The 20,197-nt window shown below is 58.5% G+C and carries 19 protein-coding genes; 8 read left to right on the forward strand and 11 right to left on the reverse strand.

From position 1 onward, the window contains the following. Positions 1 to 13: 13 nt before the first annotated feature. Genes AAFX04_06825 through radA form a run of 4 tightly spaced genes read right to left on the reverse strand, consistent with a single transcriptional unit; the run spans position 14 to position 4,175 of the window. Entirely contained in the window at positions 14 to 1,882 is a 1,869-nt protein-coding gene (locus tag AAFX04_06825) for a cation:proton antiporter (GenBank protein ID MEO1045133.1), read from the reverse strand. Next, positions 1,848 to 2,297, reverse strand: a complete 450-nt coding sequence (locus AAFX04_06830) for an iron-sulfur cluster assembly scaffold protein (protein MEO1045134.1) — start codon at positions 2,295 to 2,297, stop codon at positions 1,848 to 1,850. The genes AAFX04_06825 and AAFX04_06830 overlap by 35 nt, the downstream gene beginning before the upstream one ends. A 2-nt stretch (positions 2,298 to 2,299) precedes the next feature. Continuing rightward, positions 2,300 to 2,800 (reverse strand): CvpA family protein, encoded by a 501-nt coding sequence (locus AAFX04_06835; protein MEO1045135.1) that lies wholly within the window; start codon positions 2,798 to 2,800, stop codon positions 2,300 to 2,302. A gap of 10 nt (positions 2,801 to 2,810) precedes the next feature. After that, positions 2,811 to 4,175, reverse strand: coding sequence for a DNA repair protein RadA (gene radA, locus AAFX04_06840; GenBank protein MEO1045136.1), 1,365 nt, complete (start codon positions 4,173 to 4,175; stop codon positions 2,811 to 2,813). A 127-nt stretch (positions 4,176 to 4,302) separates the two neighbouring features. On the opposite strand from radA, the gene AAFX04_06845 reads away from it, so the two are divergent. Then, positions 4,303 to 6,666 carry a patatin-like protein gene (locus AAFX04_06845; GenBank protein ID MEO1045137.1) on the forward strand — a complete coding sequence of 788 codons (2,364 nt, stop codon included), beginning with the start codon at positions 4,303 to 4,305 and terminating at the stop codon, positions 6,664 to 6,666. Here AAFX04_06845 and dnaJ read toward each other — a convergent pair whose 3' ends face one another. Together dnaJ and dnaK are read right to left on the reverse strand one after the other, a co-directional pair. After that, positions 6,667 to 7,785 (reverse strand): molecular chaperone DnaJ, encoded by a 1,119-nt coding sequence (gene dnaJ / locus AAFX04_06850; protein ID MEO1045138.1) that lies wholly within the window; start codon positions 7,783 to 7,785, stop codon positions 6,667 to 6,669. A 102-nt stretch (positions 7,786 to 7,887) separates the two neighbouring features. After that, positions 7,888 to 9,828 carry a molecular chaperone DnaK gene (dnaK, locus tag AAFX04_06855; GenBank protein ID MEO1045139.1) on the reverse strand — a complete coding sequence of 647 codons (1,941 nt, stop codon included), beginning with the start codon at positions 9,826 to 9,828 and terminating at the stop codon, positions 7,888 to 7,890. 214 nt (positions 9,829 to 10,042) lie between these two features. Between dnaK and AAFX04_06860 the strand changes: the two genes are divergently transcribed. The 3 genes from AAFX04_06860 to AAFX04_06870 are packed head-to-tail and all read left to right on the forward strand — an operon-like array spanning position 10,043 to position 12,323. Next, positions 10,043 to 10,462: a copper chaperone PCu(A)C gene (locus tag AAFX04_06860; protein ID MEO1045140.1), complete on the forward strand. Its 420-nt coding sequence runs from the start codon at positions 10,043 to 10,045 to the stop codon at positions 10,460 to 10,462. A gap of 8 nt (positions 10,463 to 10,470) precedes the next feature. Further along, positions 10,471 to 10,950: a vgr related protein gene (locus tag AAFX04_06865; GenBank protein ID MEO1045141.1), complete on the forward strand. Its 480-nt coding sequence runs from the start codon at positions 10,471 to 10,473 to the stop codon at positions 10,948 to 10,950. Between the two features lie 17 nt (positions 10,951 to 10,967). Beyond that, positions 10,968 to 12,323 (forward strand): GntP family permease, encoded by a 1,356-nt coding sequence (locus AAFX04_06870; protein MEO1045142.1) that lies wholly within the window; start codon positions 10,968 to 10,970, stop codon positions 12,321 to 12,323. A 26-nt stretch (positions 12,324 to 12,349) separates the two neighbouring features. On the opposite strand, the gene AAFX04_06875 is transcribed toward AAFX04_06870, so the two are convergent. Continuing rightward, the gene (locus AAFX04_06875; protein ID MEO1045143.1) at positions 12,350 to 12,640 is read right to left on the reverse strand and encodes a hypothetical protein; all 291 of its coding nucleotides are present in this window, start codon (positions 12,638 to 12,640) and stop codon (positions 12,350 to 12,352) included. Between the two features lie 191 nt (positions 12,641 to 12,831). Here AAFX04_06875 and AAFX04_06880 point away from each other — a divergent pair, with 191 nt between their 5' ends. Beyond that, positions 12,832 to 14,238, forward strand: a complete 1,407-nt coding sequence (locus AAFX04_06880; GenBank protein ID MEO1045144.1) for an MATE family efflux transporter — start codon at positions 12,832 to 12,834, stop codon at positions 14,236 to 14,238. Positions 14,239 to 14,350: 112 nt separating this feature from the next. On the opposite strand, the gene grpE is transcribed toward AAFX04_06880, so the two are convergent. From grpE to AAFX04_06895, 3 genes are read right to left on the reverse strand one after another with little or no spacing between them, the layout of a single operon-like run. After that, a complete protein-coding gene (gene grpE, locus AAFX04_06885) occupies positions 14,351 to 14,935 on the reverse strand; it encodes a nucleotide exchange factor GrpE (protein MEO1045145.1) in 585 nt (194 codons plus the stop codon). Between the two features lie 44 nt (positions 14,936 to 14,979). After that, positions 14,980 to 16,023 carry a heat-inducible transcriptional repressor HrcA gene (hrcA, locus tag AAFX04_06890; protein MEO1045146.1) on the reverse strand — a complete coding sequence of 348 codons (1,044 nt, stop codon included), beginning with the start codon at positions 16,021 to 16,023 and terminating at the stop codon, positions 14,980 to 14,982. Positions 16,024 to 16,032: 9 nt separating this feature from the next. Then, the gene (locus AAFX04_06895) at positions 16,033 to 16,854 is read right to left on the reverse strand and encodes an alpha/beta hydrolase (GenBank protein ID MEO1045147.1); all 822 of its coding nucleotides are present in this window, start codon (positions 16,852 to 16,854) and stop codon (positions 16,033 to 16,035) included. A gap of 100 nt (positions 16,855 to 16,954) precedes the next feature. Here AAFX04_06895 and rph point away from each other — a divergent pair, with 100 nt between their 5' ends. Both rph and rdgB read left to right on the forward strand, forming a co-directional pair. Further along, entirely contained in the window at positions 16,955 to 17,674 is a 720-nt protein-coding gene (gene rph / locus AAFX04_06900; protein ID MEO1045148.1) for a ribonuclease PH, read from the forward strand. A gap of 97 nt (positions 17,675 to 17,771) precedes the next feature. Beyond that, on the forward strand, positions 17,772 to 18,410 hold the full coding sequence (gene rdgB, locus AAFX04_06905; GenBank protein ID MEO1045149.1) for an RdgB/HAM1 family non-canonical purine NTP pyrophosphatase: 639 nt from the start codon (positions 17,772 to 17,774) through the stop codon (positions 18,408 to 18,410). Here the strand turns inward: rdgB and AAFX04_06910 are convergent. Next, positions 18,407 to 18,988: a CAP domain-containing protein gene (locus AAFX04_06910; protein MEO1045150.1), complete on the reverse strand. Its 582-nt coding sequence runs from the start codon at positions 18,986 to 18,988 to the stop codon at positions 18,407 to 18,409. The genes rdgB and AAFX04_06910 overlap by 4 nt on opposite strands. Here AAFX04_06910 and hemW point away from each other — a divergent pair, their 5' ends adjacent. Beyond that, positions 18,989 to 20,185 (forward strand): radical SAM family heme chaperone HemW, encoded by a 1,197-nt coding sequence (hemW, locus tag AAFX04_06915; GenBank protein MEO1045151.1) that lies wholly within the window; start codon positions 18,989 to 18,991, stop codon positions 20,183 to 20,185. Positions 20,186 to 20,197: the final 12 nt, after the last annotated feature.

A 20,197-nucleotide genomic window follows, 5' to 3' on the forward strand; every position in this document is an offset into this window, starting at 1 on the left:
TGAACCCTCCCGCCTATTGAACCCTAGCGTCGGGCCCGGGGGTGTCCTCGGCAAAGGTCACATCGATATCGAACGCCTTCGATTCCGATGCACCAAAACTCATTTCCATGCCGGCATACATGTCGCCGCTTTCCTTTTGCGCTATCAACCGTTGGTGATCGCGCTTGCGATATTCATCGATGATTTCCTCAACCGAGCGTGCAGACAGGCCCTTGGAGACAAGGCCTTCGCGCGCCATGACAATCGCTGATTCCATCACCTCGCGTGTCAATTTCTCAGCAGGACCGTCGCTTAACCGCATTTCGTGCACACGGTCATAAACCCGGACAAAGATTCGCGCATTCGGGAATGCCATGGCAATACCCTCAAGCTGGTCGGTGGAGAAATTCGGTTCATCCATGCAGAACATCAGCAGGTCGACATTCTCTGCACCGGCGCTGCGCAGCAGATCGACACGGGTACCATCACCGTAGAACACCTTGCGGCCGAAACTGCCGCTGACCGCGATCTGATCGGGCTTGAGATCGATGATCGTCACCGAAAGATTGGCTCCGGCGAAGATCTGGCTCACCGCCTGTCCAAAACGACCATGACCGATGATGATAGCGTTTGATTCCCCCGACTTTGATGGATCCTCAAGGTCATGATCATCCACCTGTTTGACCCCCCCAAGACGTCGCGAAAGCAGCATAAGGAACGGCGTGGCAACCATTGAGAGCGTCACCACGGCGCTGTACAGGCTCGCCGCTGCCGGTTCGATAAGCAGCGCCTGCTGGCCCTGGTTGAACAGAACAAAACCGAATTCACCGCCCTGGCTGAGCAGCAGGCCGAGCACGAGTGCCGCCTGGTTGGTCATGCCAAACAGCTTCCCAAGGCCAAAAATCAGTGCGATCTTGGTCATGATCAGCACTATCGCCAGACCAATGACCAGCAATGGATTGGCGGCAATCACGCCCAGATCGAGCATCATGCCAACGCCCATGAAGAACAGGCCGAGCAGGATCGAGCGGAACGGGTCGATATCGCTTTCCAGCTCATGACGGAACGGTGAGTCCGCCAGCATGACCCCGGCAATAAACGCTCCCAATGCCGGCGACAGCCCAAGGGCAGCCATCAGAAGCGCACTACCGAAAACCGCAAAAAGGCCGGTTACAATGAACAGTTCGCGTTCGGCAACACGACCGATATATTTGAGCAGCGGGACCAGCAGGAAATGGCCGATAGCGATCAGGCCAATGATTGCGGCTACAGCATAGACTGCCACCAGCCAGCCCGCTGTCGCGTCATCGGCCTGTGGCGCACGCGACAGCGCAGCGATAATAGTGATCAACGGGATGATCGACAGGTCCTGGAATAGCAGGATCGAAAAGGCCCGTTCACCCGTTGGTGTGTTCAGCCGTCCTTCCGACTGCAGCAATGGCAGCACCTGCGCTGTTGAAGACAGACCCAGCGGCAACCCGATGGCAATTGCGGCCGCCCAGCTGGGCGAGCGCAACCAGTATATGATCGCAGTCATTGCCAGTCCGCACAAAACCACCTGCGCCAGGCCGAGCCCGAATATGTCGCGCTTCAATGACCATAGCCGCGCCGGTGCCAGCTCAAGACCGACAAGGAACAGCAATAGCACAATGCCGACCTCGGCAAAGACCAGTATGACCTCGGGATCGCTGACCAGTCCAAGCAGTTCGGGACCGATAACAACACCGGCAAGCAGATAGCCCAGTACCGCGCCCAGCCCGAGCTTGCGGAACAGCAGCACAAAAGCCAGTGACGCTGCAAGCAGGGTAAAGCCGGAGAGGAAGATATCTTCCAGATGGATGCCGCCATGATCCATCAACAGGGTCCGGTCATGATGCGATGTCCAATGCCGATTGTCCGGCAAAAACCGCCGCCAGTGCCTGATAGGGCAGCAATATGGCACCGTGCCGCGCCGGATAGGGTGCTGCGCGGGCAAGTAACACCATTTCGGGCCAGCCATTGTGCCTATCGGCCGCGACGCCGTTCAGAAGATCGCAGCAATAGCCATATTGCCGTTCGAAGGTTTTCCGGTCGAGGCCTTCAGCATGGGTTGCCAGGATAGCCGCCGACGCCTGGCCCAGCGCACAGGCGGAGACGTGCATGCCGATTGCACGGATATTGTCACTATCTGTGTCGAGCGCAGCGCTTATGACAATATTGCTGCCACAAACCGGCGCGCGTTTTTCCACCTGGATGGGATGGCTGTCATCGAGCGGCCAGCGATGCAGCGAAGCCGCCAGGCGCAATATGTCGCGGTCATAAAGCGGCGATTGTGCCATGACTATCCGGTCCCTGCCCGTCTTTCCTCAAGATATTCGACAATGAGGTCTCCACAAGCGTTAAGCAAGGGATAGGTGCGCCCTTCGGTCAGCCATTGCGGCCTTTCACGGGTGGCATAGGCATATTCATGCACCAATATGATCAGCAAGAAGACCGTAGTGCACAGCAGGACACCCTTGATCACGCCAAAACCAAAACCCAGCACCCTGTCGATCGGTCCGAGAGCGGACTCACGCGAACGTTGCCCAACAGCGCTGGCAATCCAGCGCAACACGAAATAGCCGATGCCGAACAATCCAATATAGGCCAGCAGTGATGCTCCGGTCTCGGTCGTGGTCAGTGTCGCGAGATATTGCGTCGCGGGTTCATGCAGCAGACCGACCAGCATCACGGCTGCAGAAAGCGCCGCCAATGACAGCAGCTGCTCAACCAAGCCGCGAAACAGGCCGCCAATCGCCGCTGCCGCGATGATCGCGAGGATGATGATATCGAAAACCGTCACGCAGGTGCAGCTAGTTATTCGTCAGGATATGGTCAACGAGATTTGCAAGGCTGGTCAGGCTTTGCAGCGAAATATCTTTTGGGCTCTCGGCTTGTGACGGCGCGATCGCCCTGACAAAGCCCAGCTTGGCCGCCTCGCGCAGACGGATGGCGCCATGTGCTACAGGCCGCACTTCACCGGACAGAGCCACCTCGCCGAAAAACACCGATGCTTCAGGCACCGGCCTGTCGGCAAGCGCCGAGATCAGTGCTGCCGCCACCGCGATATCGGCGGCGGGGTCGGAGATGCGATAGCCACCGGCAATGTTTAGATAGACCTCGGAAGACGCGAAATTGAGGCCGCAACGCGCTTCCAGTACGGCCAGGATCATCGCCAGACGACCACTGTCCCAACCCACCACCGCGCGGCGCGGCGTCGCGCCGCTGGCCAGTTTGACCGTGAGTGCCTGAATCTCGACCAATACCGGTCGGGTGCCTTCCAGTGCCGGGAACACGACCGCACCGGGCACATTGGCATCGCGCTCGGAAAGGAACAGCGATGACGGATTGGCCACTTCGGTCAGGCCCGAACCTTCCATGGCGAACACGCCAATCTCATCGGTGGCACCGAAGCGGTTCTTGATTGCACGCAATATGCGGTATTGGTGGCTACGCTCGCCTTCAAAGCTGGCAACGGTATCGACCATATGCTCGAGTACCCGTGGCCCGGCTATGGCACCATCCTTGGTAACATGGCCTACCAACACCATCGCGGTACCACTGTCCTTGGCATAGCGGATCAGCTCATGCGCGGAGGCGCGTACCTGGCTCACTGTCCCCGGTGCCCCCTCAATCCGATCGCTGTGCATGGTCTGGATCGAATCGATTACTACCATTGCGGTATTCTCGCGCTGCTGCAGCGTCGCCAATATGTCGCGTACCGATGTCGCCGCTGCCAGTCGGATCGGGGCCTCGCCCAGCCCCAGACGCCTGGCGCGCAACCGCACTTGATCCGCCGCCTCCTCGCCGCTGATATAGACAATATCACGGCCATCGCGCGCCATATGTGCCGCCGCCTGAAGCAGCAGTGTCGATTTGCCGATTCCCGGGTCACCGCCGAGCAATATTGCCGAACCCGGTACCAGCCCGCCGCCCAGCACCCGGTCAAGCTCGGTTATACCGGTATGCAGCCGCGGCGGCGGTGCTACCTCGCTATCGAGATTGGACAACACAATCGGCCGCCCACCGCTGCTCAGGTCATGCCTGGCGGAAAACACCGTCTCGCCGGCTTCCTCGATCAGCGAGTTCCATGCACCGCAATCGGCACATTGCCCCCGCCAGCGCGGCGAGACTGCGCCGCATTCCTGACAGACATATTTCTTCTTTGTTTTGGGCACCTGTGACTCCTGTCAGCCAATACGAAACAAATAAAGAACAAAACATGCTTTGTCAGTACAAATCTGTTTACGCCACCTAGCACGAATATCTCTCGACAACATGGTCCTGCCCTGCAAAACATAAGCCATGCGCCAAAAGGAACTCCGCCTTGCCCTTGTCTGCTATGGCGGCATCAGCCTTGCCGTCTATATGCATGGCATCACCAAAGAAATCTGGCGGCTGGCCCGCGCCAGTCGGAATTTTCATGCCAATGACGAGGCGGTTGACGGTAGCCAGGGCATTTACCGCGCGCTGCTCGAACTGATCGCCGAACAGCGCAATCTGAAGCTCAGAATATTGCCCGATATCATCGCCGGGACCAGCGCCGGCGGCATTAACGGCGTGTTCCTTGCCAAGGCACTTATGAGTGGCGAATCGCTTGAGCCACTGACCGATTTATGGCTCGACTGCGCCGATATCGATGTGCTGCTTGATCCCGATGCACGCCCATTCTCGCGCTTCACCAAATTCTGGGCACAACCGCTGGTGTGGTTTGCCCTGTCGCGGCCCGGCGGCACTGTCGAACGCACCGTCAGCAAAAGCGCGCGCAATGAGGTCAAGACCAAATTGTCGCGGCTGATCCGGGCGCGCTGGTTTGCGCCGCCGTTCAGCGGCATCGGCTTTTCGCGACTGCTGTATAATGCGATGGATGCCATGCAGGCTTCGGAAAAGGGACCAAAACTGATCCCGCATGGACAACCGCTCGACCTGTTCGTCACGGTTACCGATTTCCACGGTCATCTCGAGCGTATGCGCCTGCACAGCCCGCCCGAGGTGGTCGAGACCGAACACCGGCTGACCATCCGTTTCTCTGCCACACGCGGTGAGGGCACGCCGCTGGCCGACCCGGCGGAACTGGTCTTCGCCGCGCGTGCAACTGCCAGTTTTCCTGGTGCCTTCCCGCCCTTCACCGTCAACGAGATTGATCACCTGCTCGAGCAGAAGGACAGGCCATGGCCGACGCGCGAGGACTTTCTGCGCCGTACATTGCCGCAGCAATATGCCCGCGATGTTATTGAAGATACGGTGCTGGTCGATGGCGCAGTGCTGACCAATGCGCCCTTCGGTCAGGCGATGGAGGCGCTGAAGAACCGTCCTGCGCATCGTGAGGTCGACCGGCGCTTCGTCTATATTGACCCCAAGCCCGATTTTGGCGGTGCCACGGCAGAGAAAGCCAGGGAGCGCAAGGCAAAAGGCCGAAAAAGCCCCCTGCCCGGCTTTTTTGCGACCATCTTCGGCGCCATTTCCGACATTCCGCGCGAACAACCGATCCGCGACAATCTGGAGATGATCGAAGGCCGCAGCTCGCGAGTGCAGCGCATGCTGCAGGTCACCGACAACCTGCGCAGCGATGTCGAGGCGACCGTGGCCAGACTGTTCGGCCGTACACTGTTTCTCGACCGACCCACGGCCAAGCGGCTTGCCCAATGGCGCAACAAGGCGCAGAACAAGGCCGCGCGCATGGCCGGCTTCACCTATGGTCCCTATGGTCAACTCAAGCTGAATGGCATTGTCGAGGATATCGTCTTCACCCTGCGCCGCGCACATCCTGAAGCAACATCGGTCTATCCCTTTGAGCTGCGCGAAACATTGTGGAAATATCTTCAGGCGCATGGTTTTTCCAACCTCGCCAACAGCTCAGGCGGCGCCACCGAACAGGCAATCGACTTCTTCCGCTCACAGGATCTGGGCTTCCGGGTCCGGCGGTTGCGGTTCATGGCACGGCGGTTGCGTGAAGGTATAGCTGATGCCGACAATGCTCCGCCCGAAGCGGTGATGGCGATGAACGACACTATTTATGACTGTCTGTCACTCTATCTGCAGCGTGAAACCAGGGACATGCACGGTCAGGACTTTTCCGAAATTGCCCATATCGCCATCCAGCAACCGGGCAAGGCGCTCGAAATCCTGGCCGAAGGCCGGGACCTGCGCGCCGTCGACACACTGGCCGACGAAAAGATCAGCACGGCGCTGACAATGCTGCCCAAGGAAGCGCGCCGTGAAATGCTGCTCTCCTATCTCGGCTTCCCATTTTATGACATTGCCACACTGCCGATCCTTCAGGGCGAAGGGCTGGACGAGTTCGATCCGATAAAGGTCGACCGTATTTCACCCGATGACGCCCCGACCATTCGCAGTGGTGGTGCCGATGCGACACTCAAGGGCATCGAGTTCAACAGCTTTGGCGCGTTTTTCAGCCGCGCCTATCGCGAAAATGACTATCTCTGGGGAAGGCTGCACGGGGCGGAACGGATGATCGACCTCATCGTCTCGACCCTGGATGATGCCAATGTGCTGGACCATGCGGTGGTACAGGAATTCAAACGCAAAACCTTCCACGCCGTACTCGACGAGGAGGAGTCACGGCTACGCACCGACCCCAATCTGGTACCTAAAATCCGCCGCGAGGTCGAAGCCAAGATGCCCGACCCTGCAGACTTGCAGTCCTAATCAACCGAGAAAGTCCTTTACCCGGTCGAAAAAGCCTTTGCTTTGCGGGCTTTCCTCGCCGGTTTCGGTTTCCTGAAACTCGCGCAACAATTCCTTCTGCCGCGATGACAGCCGGGTCGGTGTTTCGACATCGATCTGCACCACCAGATCGCCGCGCCCCCGGCCCTGCAGCACCGGCATACCGGCGCCACGCTGACGTAATTGCTTGCCCGACTGGATACCCGCCGGAATCCTGATCACGCTTTGCTCACCATCAAGGCCGGGAATGCGGATTTCGCCACCCAGTGACGCGGTGGTGATGCTGATCGGCACCCGAGTGAACAGCGCTGTACCTTCACGCTCGAATATCCGGTGCTTGGCAATATGGATGAAGATGTAAAGATCACCCGCCGCCGCGCCATGCGGGCCGGCCTCCCCCTTGCCCGACAGGCGGATACGGGTGCCATTGTCGACACCGGGCGGGATATCGACCTTGAGCGATTGCGTCTTGTCAACCCGGCCCTCGCCACCGCATGTGCGGCACGGGTCTTCAATCACCACGCCGCTGCCGTGGCAATTGGGACAGGTGCGTTCGACCACAAAAAAGCCCTGCTGCGCCCGCATCTTGCCGGTGCCGCCACAAAGGTGGCATTTGCGGCTGGTTGTACCGGGTGCGGCTCCGGTGCCACCGCAATCGTCACAGACCACCGACACGTCGACCTGAATCTCTGTGGTCTTGCCGTGAAACGCCTCTTCCAGCGTGATTTCCATGTCGTAGCGCAGATCGGCGCCGCGCGCCGGGCCGCGCCTTTGCTGACCGCCAAAACCACCACCGAAGATGGTATCGAAAATGTCGCCAATGTCGGAAAAACCGGCATCACCCGGCCCGGCACCGCCACCAAAACCACCACCATCAAATGCGGCTTTGCCATAACGGTCATAAGCGGCGCGCTTCTGCGGGTCTTTCAGGCACTCATAGGCTTCACCAAGTGCCTTGAACTTGGCCTCGGCCTCGGCATCTCCGGGGTTGCGATCAGGGTGATACTGCATCGCCTTTTTGCGATAGGCGGATTTGAGTTCCTGATCGCTGGCACCGGGGCCGACGCCCAACAGGTCATAAAATTCAGTATCTGCAGCCATGTCGATGTGCCTTAGCGCTGTTCGGGCCTTGTCGGCTCAAATGGCAATCGGGCGACTGGCCGGCGCCATGCCTGCCTGTCGCCCTTAAATTGCGCGAGCGGATTATTCCGCTGCTTTCTTGTCGTCGCTCTCGTCATTGTCGTTATCATCGACTTCCGAGAACTCGGCATCGACAACATCGTCGTCGCTGCTGGCTTCGCCACCGTCACCCTGTGGTGCATCGGTGCCGCCTGTGGCCTGTTCCTGCTCGTAAATCGCCTGACCAAGCTTCATGGCCACCTGTGCCAATGCCTCGGACTTGGCCTTCATCGCCTCGGCGTCTTCACCTTCAATAGCCGTCCTGGTTTCGGCAATCGCGGCTTCGATTTCCGACTTCAGCCCGGCATCGATCTTGTCGCCATGCTCTTCCAGCTGCTTCTCGGTCTGGTGGACCAGGCTTTCGGCATTGTTCTTGGCTTCCGCAGCTTCGCGCCGCTGCTTGTCTTCTTCGGCAAACTTTTCGGCATCCTGCACCATCTGCTCGATATCATTATCGGAGAGGCCACCAGAGGCCTGAATGCGGATCTGCTGTTCCTTGCCGGTGCCCTTGTCCTTGGCACTGACATTCACAATGCCGTTGGCGTCAATATCAAAGGTCACTTCAATCTGCGGAACACCGCGCGGCGCAGGCGGAATGCCGACCAGATCGAACTGGCCGAGCAGTTTATTGTCTGCCGCCATTTCGCGTTCACCCTGGAACACGCGGATGGTCACCGCCTGCTGATTGTCATCCGCAGTCGAATAGGTTTGCGACTTTTTCGACGGGATGGTGGTGTTGCGGTCGATCATGCGGGTGAACACACCACCGAGCGTCTCAATACCCAGCGACAGCGGGGTCACGTCGAGCAGCAATACGTCCTTGACATCGCCCTGCAGCACACCGGCCTGAATGGCGGCGCCCATGGCGACAACTTCATCGGGGTTCACGCCGGTATGCGGTTCCTTGCCGAAAAAGTCTTTCACGACTTCGCGCACCTTGGGCATGCGTGTCATGCCGCCGACCATAACAACATCATCAATTTCAGCAGCCTTCATGCCCGCATCGGCCAGCGCCTTTTTGCAAGGCTCCAGCGTGCGCTTGATGAGGTCCGCAACCATCTTTTCCAGATCTGAACGGCTGATGGTTTTCACCAGATGCTTCGGACCATTTTGGTCAGCGGTGATGAACGGCAGATTGACCTCTGTGGTCTGGGCCGAAGACAGCTCAATCTTCGCCTTTTCCGCTGCTTCTTTGAGGCGTTGAAGGGCCAGCTTGTCCTTGGTCAGGTCAATGCCCTCGGCCTTTTCAAACTCACCGGCAAGGAATTCGACAACCTTGGAGTCAAAGTCTTCGCCGCCGAGAAAGGTGTCACCATTGGTGGCCTTTACCTCGAACACGCCATCACCGATTTCGAGGATGGAGATATCGAACGTTCCGCCGCCAAGGTCATAAACCGCGATGGTCTTGCCGTCATTCTTGTCGAGGCCATAGGCCAAAGCAGCGGCGGTCGGCTCGTTGATGATGCGCAGCACTTCCAGCCCGGCAATCTTGCCTGCATCCTTGGTTGCCTGACGCTGGGCATCGTTAAAATAGGCCGGAACGGTAATCACCGCTTGGGTAACAGTCTCGCCAAGATAGCTTTCGGCGGTTTCCTTCATCTTCTGCAGCGTGAAAGCAGAAATCTGCGACGGGCTGTAATCCTCGCCCCCGGCTTTCACCCAGGCATCGCCATTGCCGCCCTTGACGATCTCGTAAGGGACCAGTTCCATGTCCTTCTTGGTCATCGGATCATCGAAGCGGCGACCAATAAGGCGCTTCACTGCGAAAATGGTATTGTCCGGGTTAGTCACCGCCTGACGCTTGGCAGGCTGGCCGATCAGGCGTTCGCCATCCTTTGTAAATGCAACGATCGACGGCGTGGTGCGCGCGCCTTCGGAATTCTCGATTACCTTGGGTTTGTCCCCCTCCATTACAGCGACACAGCTGTTGGTGGTGCCAAGGTCGATACCAATTACTTTAGCCATAAGATCCTCAATCTTGCATAAAACAGATTTTGACCCCGTACCGCGGCACGGAGTCACCCTTCCCGGATGCGATATAGGAGCAGTTTTCCTTGGCACAAGACGTAGAGGCAACTAGGGAGAACAAACCAGCCTTCAAAGCTGTTATTCAATGTCGAATGTGAGACAAAATATGCGCTATACCTTTATTTTTCCTGTCCTTTTTTCTCTTTCTGTCATGGCATGCAGCCCGCAGGAGCAGACCGATGCTCCGACGGAAGAGGCAATCGAATTCACGGTAACGGATGCAGAGGTGGCGCTTTCGCCGGTCCCGGGGCGCCCGGCAGCGGCCTATTTTACCCTGAATGGCGGTGCAAGCGAACGCAGCCTGACCAGCGTCGATATTGTCGGCGCAGACAATGTCATGCTGCATGAAACGGTTGAAAATGATGGCGTGGCATCGATGCAGGAAATTGAAGCGATCACCATCCCGGCAGGCGAAAAGGTAACCTTTGAACGCGGCGGCAAGCATGTGATGATTTTCGGTCTGGACGCGCCTGCCGAAGGTGAAACCGTCGCGATGACGCTGAACTTTGCCGATGGCGAAACACTGGCAGTGGAAGCAACAGCCAGCACCATCGGCAGCGACAGCGAATAAATCGCTCCATGCCGCATAAAGGCCGCCCACTGACATTTGGCGAGATTGCCATGGTGCAGTCGGTCTTCGGCAATGCCGTCGATACCGCAACGGTGCGCGTGTGTCGGCACAAATGGTTCTGGTTCCAGCCGCGCAAAACGGTAATGGCACCGATGGGGCATATCCATTTCCACCCCAAGAGCGAATTGTGGCGCGACGATTTCAGCACTGCACGGCTTGGTCTGCGCGGTCTGTTTGTCCATGAAATGGTGCATGTCTGGCAGCATCAGCAAGGTATATTCCTGCCGATCCGGCGTCATGCTTTCTGCCGTTATGACTACAGTCTCAAGCCAGGATGGACACTGGAGCGCTATGGCATTGAGCAGCAGGCGGAGATTGTCCGTCATGTCTATCTGCTGCGTGAGGGCGCCGATCTGCCCGGTGCACCGCCACTCGAGCATTATAACGGCATATTGCCTTTCACCCCCGTTGCCAGTCAGATTGCCTGAATGACGCGAGATAACACATGCTGAGTGCGATTGGCCTTGTCGGCAGCCTTGTCCTGCTGATCTGGATGACGGTGCGCGGGATCAATATCCTGCTGGCTGCACCGATCGCCGCATTGCTGGTTGCACTGACATCGGGTCTGGCCCTGCTGCCACCCATGGCTATCAATGAAGCTCCGGATTTTGCCAGCGCCTATATGGCCGGCTTTACCGGCTTTTTCGCTGACTGGTTCTTTATGTTTCTGCTCGGCGCGATTTTCGGCGAGATTATGGGCGCGAGCGGGGCCGCGGCCAGCGTTGCCCACTGGATTGTCGAGCGCATCGGCATCCGCTATGCGGTTCTTGCTGTGGTTCTTGCCTGTGCAGTGCTCACCTATGGCGGGGTCAGCGTGTTTATCGTCAGTTTCTCGGTCTATTCGCTGGCGGTGCATCTCTTCCGTGAAGCCGATCTGCCGCGCCGCTTCATTCCGGCGGCGCTGGCCTTCGGGTCGGTGACCTTCACCATGACCAGTGCCGGGTCACCCGAAATCCAGAATCTCATCCCGATGCAATATCTGAACACCACCGCCTATGCCGCATGGGAGGTCAGCCTGCTGGTAGCGTTGCTGATGGCCGGACTGGGTTATATCTGGCTGCAGTTCATGGTCCGTCGCGCGGTCGCACGCGGCGAGCATTTCGTCGAACGCGACAGTGATGATGCGCATGACAAGCTGCGCAACCTGCCGCCGCCTCTGCTGTGTATCTTGCCGTTAGTGGCGGTGCTGGTGGTATTTCTGATCTTCCAATACCCGCAATCTGTAGGGGCTTTATCTGCTATCCTGCCCGCAGAATCGCTTGGCAAATGGGCCTTGGTGGTTGCACTTGGAAGCGGTGCGGCTGTGGCCATGGCGGTTGGCTGGGCATCACGACATTCCATGCCCGATGCGTTTTCACGCGGTGCGGTGAGCGCGGTTATCGCTATCGTCAATACCTGTGCGGTCGTAGGCTTTGGTGCCGTAGCCAAACTCACTCCCGCTTTTCAGGAAGCACTGACCGCTGTGCAGGCCCTGCCCGGCGATCCGCTGATCGGTGCGGCGATAGCCGTGACTGTGATCGCTGGCCTCACCGGATCTGCCTCGGGCGGACAGAGCATCGCCCTGCCGCTGATCGCGCCGCATTATATCGATGCCGGCGCCAATCCGGACCAGCTGCACCGCACCGTTGCCATCGCCTCGGGCGCACTCGATAGCCTGCCGCATAATGGTTATGTCGTGACTACCATCCGTGCCGTATGTGGCGAGACCCACGCCGCCGCCTATCCAGCGGTCGGCGCGCTCACCGTGATTGTGCCGATTATTGGCCTTGGCGTTGCTCTGGCCGCTTTCGGCCTCTTCTGACCGGTCCGGATTATCGGTGACAAGGGTCAGTCAGGTCGACGGGCCGGATAACCGCGTTGGCCATAGCAGTCATCATCGAGACGGCCATCGTCATCATAACCATCGCAGCGGTCATCCTTGTCGACAAAATAGCCGACTGCGGCACCGGCAGCCGCGCCAATAGCGGCGCCTTCGATAACATCACCGCCGGTGACGCCGCTGATGATCGCGCCGCCAATCGCGCCAACACCTGCGCCTTCACCGGCATAGTTTCCGGCACAGGCCGATACGGTCAGCGCTATCGCTACGGGGGCAACCAACATTGTCTTACGCATCATGCTTCTCCCTTTGTTTCGGGATGTAAAATAACGCAGTTTCCTAGATGCTGGCTGAACGAAATCAGCCTCTGCGATATATTGCGACGAGCAGTGCAATAGACGAAATCTATAGCTAGCTGGCGGGCAGAAATCCGCTCTTGGCCTGTGCACAAACTATGGCGTTTTGACAGTCGCGGGACTAAAGGCCGGGCATGCCGATCACCGCGCCCTCTCCTGTCATTTCGCTGTCATCGCCCTGGCGGGTGGAGCTGCGCGCCATGGTCAACCTGTCATGGCCATTGATCCTGACCAATCTTACCATGTCGCTGATCGGTGCCACAGATGTGCTGATGATCGGCTGGCTCGGGGCGAATGATCTGGCTGCAGCCACGCTCGGCTTCAACCTGTGCATGCTGGCAGCGATTTTCTGCATGGGGCTGATGACCGCGAGCGCGCCGATGATCGCCAGCGAACTGGGCCGGATGCATAATAGCGTGCGCGATGTCCGCCGCACCTTCCGCCAGAGCTTTTGGGTGGCCTTCACCGTCATCCTGCCGATCTGGCTGGTGTTGTGGAATGCCGAAGCGCTGTTGCTGGCCATGGGGCAGTTGCCTGACCTTGCAGCCAAGGCGCAAATCTATGTCCGCGCCTATATGTTCTCAATCCTGCCATTCATGATGCTGATGGTGATGCGCAACTTTATCTCGGCGCTCGAGCGGCCACTATGGTCGCTGATCATCGGTATTATCGGTGTGCTCGGCAATATTCTGGTCAACTATGCGCTGATCTTCGGCAATTTCGGCTTCCCTGCCCTTGGCGTATTGGGCGCAGGTATCGCCAGCGTGCTTACCAATGCACTGATGGTCGCGGGCATGGCGCTGGTGCTCACCGGTGACCGGCAGTTTCGCCGCTACCGGCTGTTCGGCAATTTCTGGCGTACCGACTGGACGCGCTATCGTGGTATCTGGAATCTCGGACTGCCGATTGCGATTTCCTTCGGGCTGGAGGGCGGCGTATTCAGCATTGCGGTGATCCTGATGGGGTGGATCGATACACTCTCGGTTGCAGCGCATGCCATTGCGCTGCAGATCGCCTCGATCAGCTTCATGGTGCCGATGGGCCTGGCCCAGGCGGCGACAGTGCGTGTCGGTCTGGGTCATGGCCGGGGCGATGCGGCGATGATTCACCGTGCCGGCTGGACTGCCTTTGTATTGGGTACCGGCTTCATGACACTGATGGCGCTCAGTCTGTGGATATTCCCGGAACAGCTGGCCAGCCTGTTTATTGATTACAGCAACCCCGATGCCGAAGCGGTGATGGCACTGGCGGTCGAGTTCCTGATGCTGGCGGCGATCTTCCAGATCGCCGATGGCGCGCAGGTAGTCGGCGCCGGCATGCTGCGCGGATTGCAGGATACCCGGATACCGATGCTGTTTGCGGCCTTGGGTTATTGGGTTGTCGGCATCGGTGTCGGCGCCGGATTGGCCTTCTGGGCCGGCTGGGATGGCGTCGGCATCTGGACCGGGCTTGCGTCAGGGCTGGCGGTGGTAGCGGTACTTATGCTGATCCGCTGGATGATGCGCGACCGGCTGGGGTTGGTGCCCAAACCCAACCAGTAACCCCTCACCGGGAGCCGGTCGGAATCCTAGACGGTGCGCAGAACCAACGGCCACACTTTACTTGCAAAACAAGAACAGGGCTTCGACAAGCTCAGTCCGAACGGTTATTTTGCTAATCCGGTTTCTTCGCCACACCGACATAGGCCGCCCGGAGCAAGCGGTCCTTGATCATATATCCAGTCTGCATTTCCTGCACGATTATGCCAGGTTCATGCTCGTCAGTGGGTATCTCGACCATCGCCTGGTGCTGGTTGGGGTCGAGCAGCAGACCCATCGCAGGGATGCGGTTGATGCCATGCTGGCCGAATACCTTTTCAAGTTCCCGCCCGGTTGCCTCGATACCTGCAATCAGACCTTTCCATTTCTCATCGTCGCGCAAGTCATCGGGAATTGCTTCCAGTGCACGGGCCAGATTGTCCGAGACCGAGAGGATATCGCGGGCAAAACCGGTTGCCGCATAAGCACGCGCATCCTGCACTTCCTTTTCCATCCGGCGGCGGACATTCTGTGTCTCAGCCTGGGCGTAGAGCAGCTGCTGTTTCGCTTCATTCATTGCGGCTTCGAGCTCGGCAATATTCGCGGTGTTAGCATCATCGCCCTGTTCGCCTGCATTATCGCCGCCTTCGCGCAGATCTTCAGGAACACCTTTCAATTCGGCTTCTGTAGCTGTATCATCGATTTTGTTGTCGTTGTTCATGTCACTCATAACAGTCTAGCAATTCTCAATTTGTCCCGGCAGCCTCAGCCCAATAGCCGGGTCAGGCTGCGCGCCGTAAAGTCCACCATGGGAACCACACGGCCATAGTTCAAGCGGGTGGGTCCGATCACGCCGATGACGCCGACGACCCGGCCCTGCCCGTCACGATAGGGGGCCGCTATCACAGATGAGCCGGAAAGCGAGAATAAATTATTCTCCGCGCCGATAAAAATCCGTGTCGATCGGGCTTCGCGCGCGCTGTCGAGCAGTGAGGCAATCTCCTGCATCTCCTCCAATTCGCCCAGCAATTGCCGCACCCGCTCCAGATCCGCCACCGCCTCATTGTCGAGCAGATTGGCCTGACCGCGTACGATCAGCACCGGACGCGCAGCGCTATCCTTCGACCAGGTTGCAATGCCGCGCGCCACCAGATCAGCGCTGGCCTTGTCGATGGCGGCACGTTCTCTGGCAATTTCTTCACCCATTGCTGCAAAGGCTTCACTGAGATTGCGCCCGGAAAAGCGGCTGGTGATGAAATTGGCCGCCTCTTCCAGAGCCGATGTCGGCAGCGGTGAATCGGTTTCGATCAGCCGGTTCTCGACGCTCCCATCCTCGCCGACCAGGACCGCCAATATCTGCTGCTCCGACAGACGGACGAAGTTACATTGTTTCAGCTTGGGCTCGCGATTGGGCACCATCACCACCCCGGCACATGCGGAAAGACCCGAAAGCGCAGTGGTCGCCGCCGCCAGCGCATCCTCGATCGGGCCATTGCCGTTGAGCTGGGTCTCGATCGCAGCGCGCTCCTCGGGCGTCGGTTCAGCCACCTGCATCATGCCATCGACAAACAGCCGCAACCCCTGCTCTGTCGGCATCCGGCCGGCGCTGGTATGCGGCGCAGCGAGCAGACCTATCTCCTCCAGATCCTGCATCACATTGCGGATAGAGGCGGGCGAAAGGTTGAGATCGGAAGTCTTTGAGATGGTCCGCGAACCCACCGGCACGCCGCTATCGAGATAGCTCTCGACAACGATGCGAAACACATCGCGGGTGCGGTCGTCCATATCGGAGATGGGTGTGGTGACCATAATCAGTATCTAGGGTTTTGTGGAAGATCGCTCAAGATCAACACTTGCCTTTGCGCCAGTAAGGATTTGCGGAAGCGCAGTTTGTAACGTGGAATAATGCGACAGACCCGCGAAAGTTTCCAATTCCGCATATGCACCCAAATAGCTCTGCATGTCATGCGCCATTGCCAAAGGCGTCCAGTTGTCCGCTTCTCCGTGCCACAGTTTCACAGGTATTGAGCGCACGACATCGGCAAGCTGCCAGTCGCGAACATAGCGCATTATCTCAGCCATATACGCAGAACGATTTTGATTGAGGCTTTGGCTAATCATATCGGCAATAACGGCGCGAAAATCCTCTGTCTGCGCAAGATCAGCATCTTTACCGGTTGCGCTGTTGAATATTTGTGCAAACATCCAGTCTGGCATTAGCCGCGAGAAAAGCCCTTGAACCGCTACCATGGTGCGAAAACCCATGGCGCTTTTTTGTGCTGTGGAGAACACCGCTTTGCCAGCCATTGCGTCAAGATATGCGCCCCAATGCAGCGGAGCGGCAATGGCGATCAGGTCAATCCGGTCAATGTGTCTTTCAATATGCGGCACGGTTTGCAATGCGGCAAAGGTTCCAAGAGAGAAGCCGATAATTTCGATTTTACCTGCCGGAAAGTGCTTGTCGACCTGCCTCGCCAAGGACTGAAAATATGTGTCCGTTGCCTGGCGGTCCTTTGTATTGCGCCGCCCCGGCACGAATATATCCATATTTTCGAAATGCTCCGCCTCAATGAACAGCTGCAACTCTTCCGCTGTCCCGGGAAGGCCATGAAAGTAAACGATTTGCCGCTTCTCACTCATATAGCCCTCTTACCAAGCTATCCGGCTAAATCCATCTGGTAACACGCTGACCATTCTTCTAACGCTTGCCGACAAGACACCCAGCCATGGAGAATCACCTATGTCTTCACGCCCTTCGGGCCGCACGCCGGATGAAATGCGCGCCATTATGATTGAAACCGGTTTCACCAAACATGCTGAAGGTTCGTGCCTGATCAGCTTTGGCGATACCCGGGTGCTGTGCACCGCCAGCATCGAGGAGCGGGTGCCGCCCTGGCTGCGCGGCAAGGGCGAAGGCTGGGTCACCGGCGAATATTCGATGCTGCCCCGGGCCACCCATAGCCGCGGCAGCCGTGAAGCTGCGCGCGGCAAACAATCGGGCCGGACACAAGAAATTCAGCGGCTAATCGGGCGATCCTTGCGCGCTGTGGTGGACTTGAAGAAGCTGGGCGAGCGCCAGATTACGCTCGATTGTGATGTGATTCAGGCCGATGGCGGCACCCGCACCGCCAGCATCAGCGGCGCATGGGTCGCTTTGCGGCTGGCGGTCAACACTCTGCTCGAGCAAAAGCTGATCGAGCATGACCCGATCACCCAGAAAGTCGCTGCCATCAGCTGCGGTGTCTATCAGGGCACGCCGGTGCTCGATCTCGATTATGACGAAGACAGCAACGCCGATGCCGACGCCAATTTCGTGCTGATCGGCGATGGCAATATCGCCGAGGTGCAGGCCACCGCCGAAGGCGCAACCTATGATGAAGAAGCGCTGCTGCGGCTGCTGCGGCTGGCACGGATGGGTTGTGACGGCATCTTTGCGGCACAGGACAAGGCGGTAGCCTAACCATTCGTCATCCTGAACGTGTTTCAGTATCTCAAGCACTCTGGCGAAATGATAGCAGATGCTGAAACACGTGCAGCATGACGAATAGAGAGATAGTATGACCCACCGCAAACTCGAGCCGGGCCGGCTGATCATCGCCACCCATAACAGGGGCAAGCTGGCGGAAATCGATGCGCTGCTGGCGCCCCATGGCTTGCAGACCGAGGCAGCGGGTGATCTCGGTTTGCCCGAACCCGAGGAAACCGGTACAACATTTGCCGAAAACGCGTTGATCAAGGCGCGATCGGCCTGTGAGGCTACGGGTTGCGTCGCACTCGCCGATGATAGTGGGCTATGCGTCGCCGCACTTGGCGGCGCGCCGGGTGTTTACACCGCCGATTGGGCTGAAAAGCAGTGGTTTGAGGCCCAGGCCCTGGGCGGAGAAGGACGCGACTGGTATCTCGCCATGGGCAAGGTCGAGGGCAAGCTGGCCGAGCTGGGCCCTGATACCGATCGCAGTGCCTATTTTATCTCGACGCTGGCGCTGGTCTGGCCCGATGGCCATTATGAAATATTCGAGGGCCGCGCTTATGGTTCGCTGACATGGCCGCCACGCGGCACACTGGGCTTTGGCTATGACCCGGTTTTCGTCCCCAATGGCGAGACGCAAAGCTATGCCCAGCTGGGACCGGAACACAAAATGGAGCATGACCACCGCGCCGATGCGTTCGCCAAGCTGGTAGCCTCGGTTTTCTAGCCTTTAAGCGGGTCACGGCCGACAATATTGCCACCTGGGCTGTAGCGGCAGACCAGATAGTCATTGCTGCGGCTGCTGGCGAGCGCACAGCCCATATGGGTGTTGGTCGGCCAGATAATCTGGGTGTAATGGCCGACATCGCTCCAGCGGCCCGTGGTGCTGTTATCCGGGAAAATACCGGGCTTGAACATCTTGCGCTCATCGACCCAGCCTCCGGCCATTTCGGCATAACCAAAGGCATTGCGCGTCCCCATCCACAGATTCTCGCCCTGAGCAGCAGGGCCTGTATTGTCGGGATCATGCTCGAACCTACCAGTACGCGCCAGCTTATCGGCATAGATCTGCGCCGAGCGGGCCAGGGTATTATCCCAGCTTAGCGCCGCCGCTCCGACATCGCGACGTGCCGCATTATGCGTCTGCATCATCGTCCGGCGCAGCATCGTATCGCCACGCGGCGCTGGTGTGCCATCATAGACTGAACGGATTTTGGGCGGGGCTGCAGCTTCGCCTTCGCTCGCCGGGATGCACCCGAGCAGCACTGGCGAAAGCGCCGTCAACAGGATAAGGGCCTTTTTCATATGACCGGCAATAGCGCAACAATGATGAATGACAGGCAAACGGGGCTGGCACTCTATGTGCATTGGCCGTTTTGCATCTCCAAATGTCCCTATTGCGATTTCAACAGCCATGTCCGCGCCGATATTGATGACCAGGCATGGGCCAAAGCGCTGCTCGCCGATATGGCCTATGAGGCTGGACTGACGCCTGATGGCCTGGTGCATTCGATTTTTTTCGGTGGTGGTACACCGTCGCTGATGCCCCCGGCCCTGGTGGCACGACTGATCGATGCAGCCGGACAGCATTGGGGCTTTACCGATGATGTCGAGATCACATTGGAAGCCAACCCGTCCTCGGTCGAGGCGGCGCGCTTTGGCGATCTGGCGGCAGCAGGCGTCAACCGTGTATCGCTCGGTTTGCAGAGCTTCGATGATGCGGCGCTGCGCTTTCTTGGACGGGCGCATGGCGCTGAGGAGGGACTGGCTGCACTCGGGGTCGCGCAGCAAAATTTCGAACGCGTTTCGTTCGATCTGATCTATGCCCTGCCCGATCAGACACTCGACCAATGGCGCGCCATGCTGCAGCGGGCGCTGGATCAGGACACCGGCCATCTCTCCCTCTACCAGCTCACCATCGAGCCCAATACCCGCTTCGCCAGCGATGTGCGTCGCGGCCTGTTCGATCCGATGGATGGCGACCGCGCCGCCGATTTCTATGCCCTGACCGAGGAAATGACCCACGCCGCCGGTCTGCCCGCCTATGAGATCAGCAACCATGCGCGACCCGGAGAGGAGAGTCGGCACAACCTCACCTATTGGCGCTATGGCGATTATATCGGCATCGGCCCTGGCGCCCATGGCCGCCGCCTGCAGGAAGCGACCGAGCGGCATAAAAAGCCGGAAAACTATCTCTCCGCAGTGGCGCGCAATGGCCGTGGGATCAAGACAAGCCGCCATCTCGCGCCCCGCGAAGCTGCGAGTGAGGCGCTGATGATGGGGTTGCGGCTGACCGAGGGGGTTGATCTGGCGATGTTGGCCGCGCGTTTCGGTCTGTCAAAAAGCGACATCATCGATCGGCAGAAACTGGCGATGCTGAACGATATGGGACTGTGCGAAGCAAAAAATGACCATATCCGTGTCGTCCGCAAAGCACATATCCTGCTCGACACGATTATCGCCGAACTGGCGGTGTTTGAGGAAGTCGAAGTCGCTTCCTGAAAGACAAGTTCC

The sequence above is a fragment of the Pseudomonadota bacterium genome, assembly GCA_039818985.1.
GTDB lineage: Bacteria > Pseudomonadota > Alphaproteobacteria > Sphingomonadales > Sphingomonadaceae > Alterisphingorhabdus.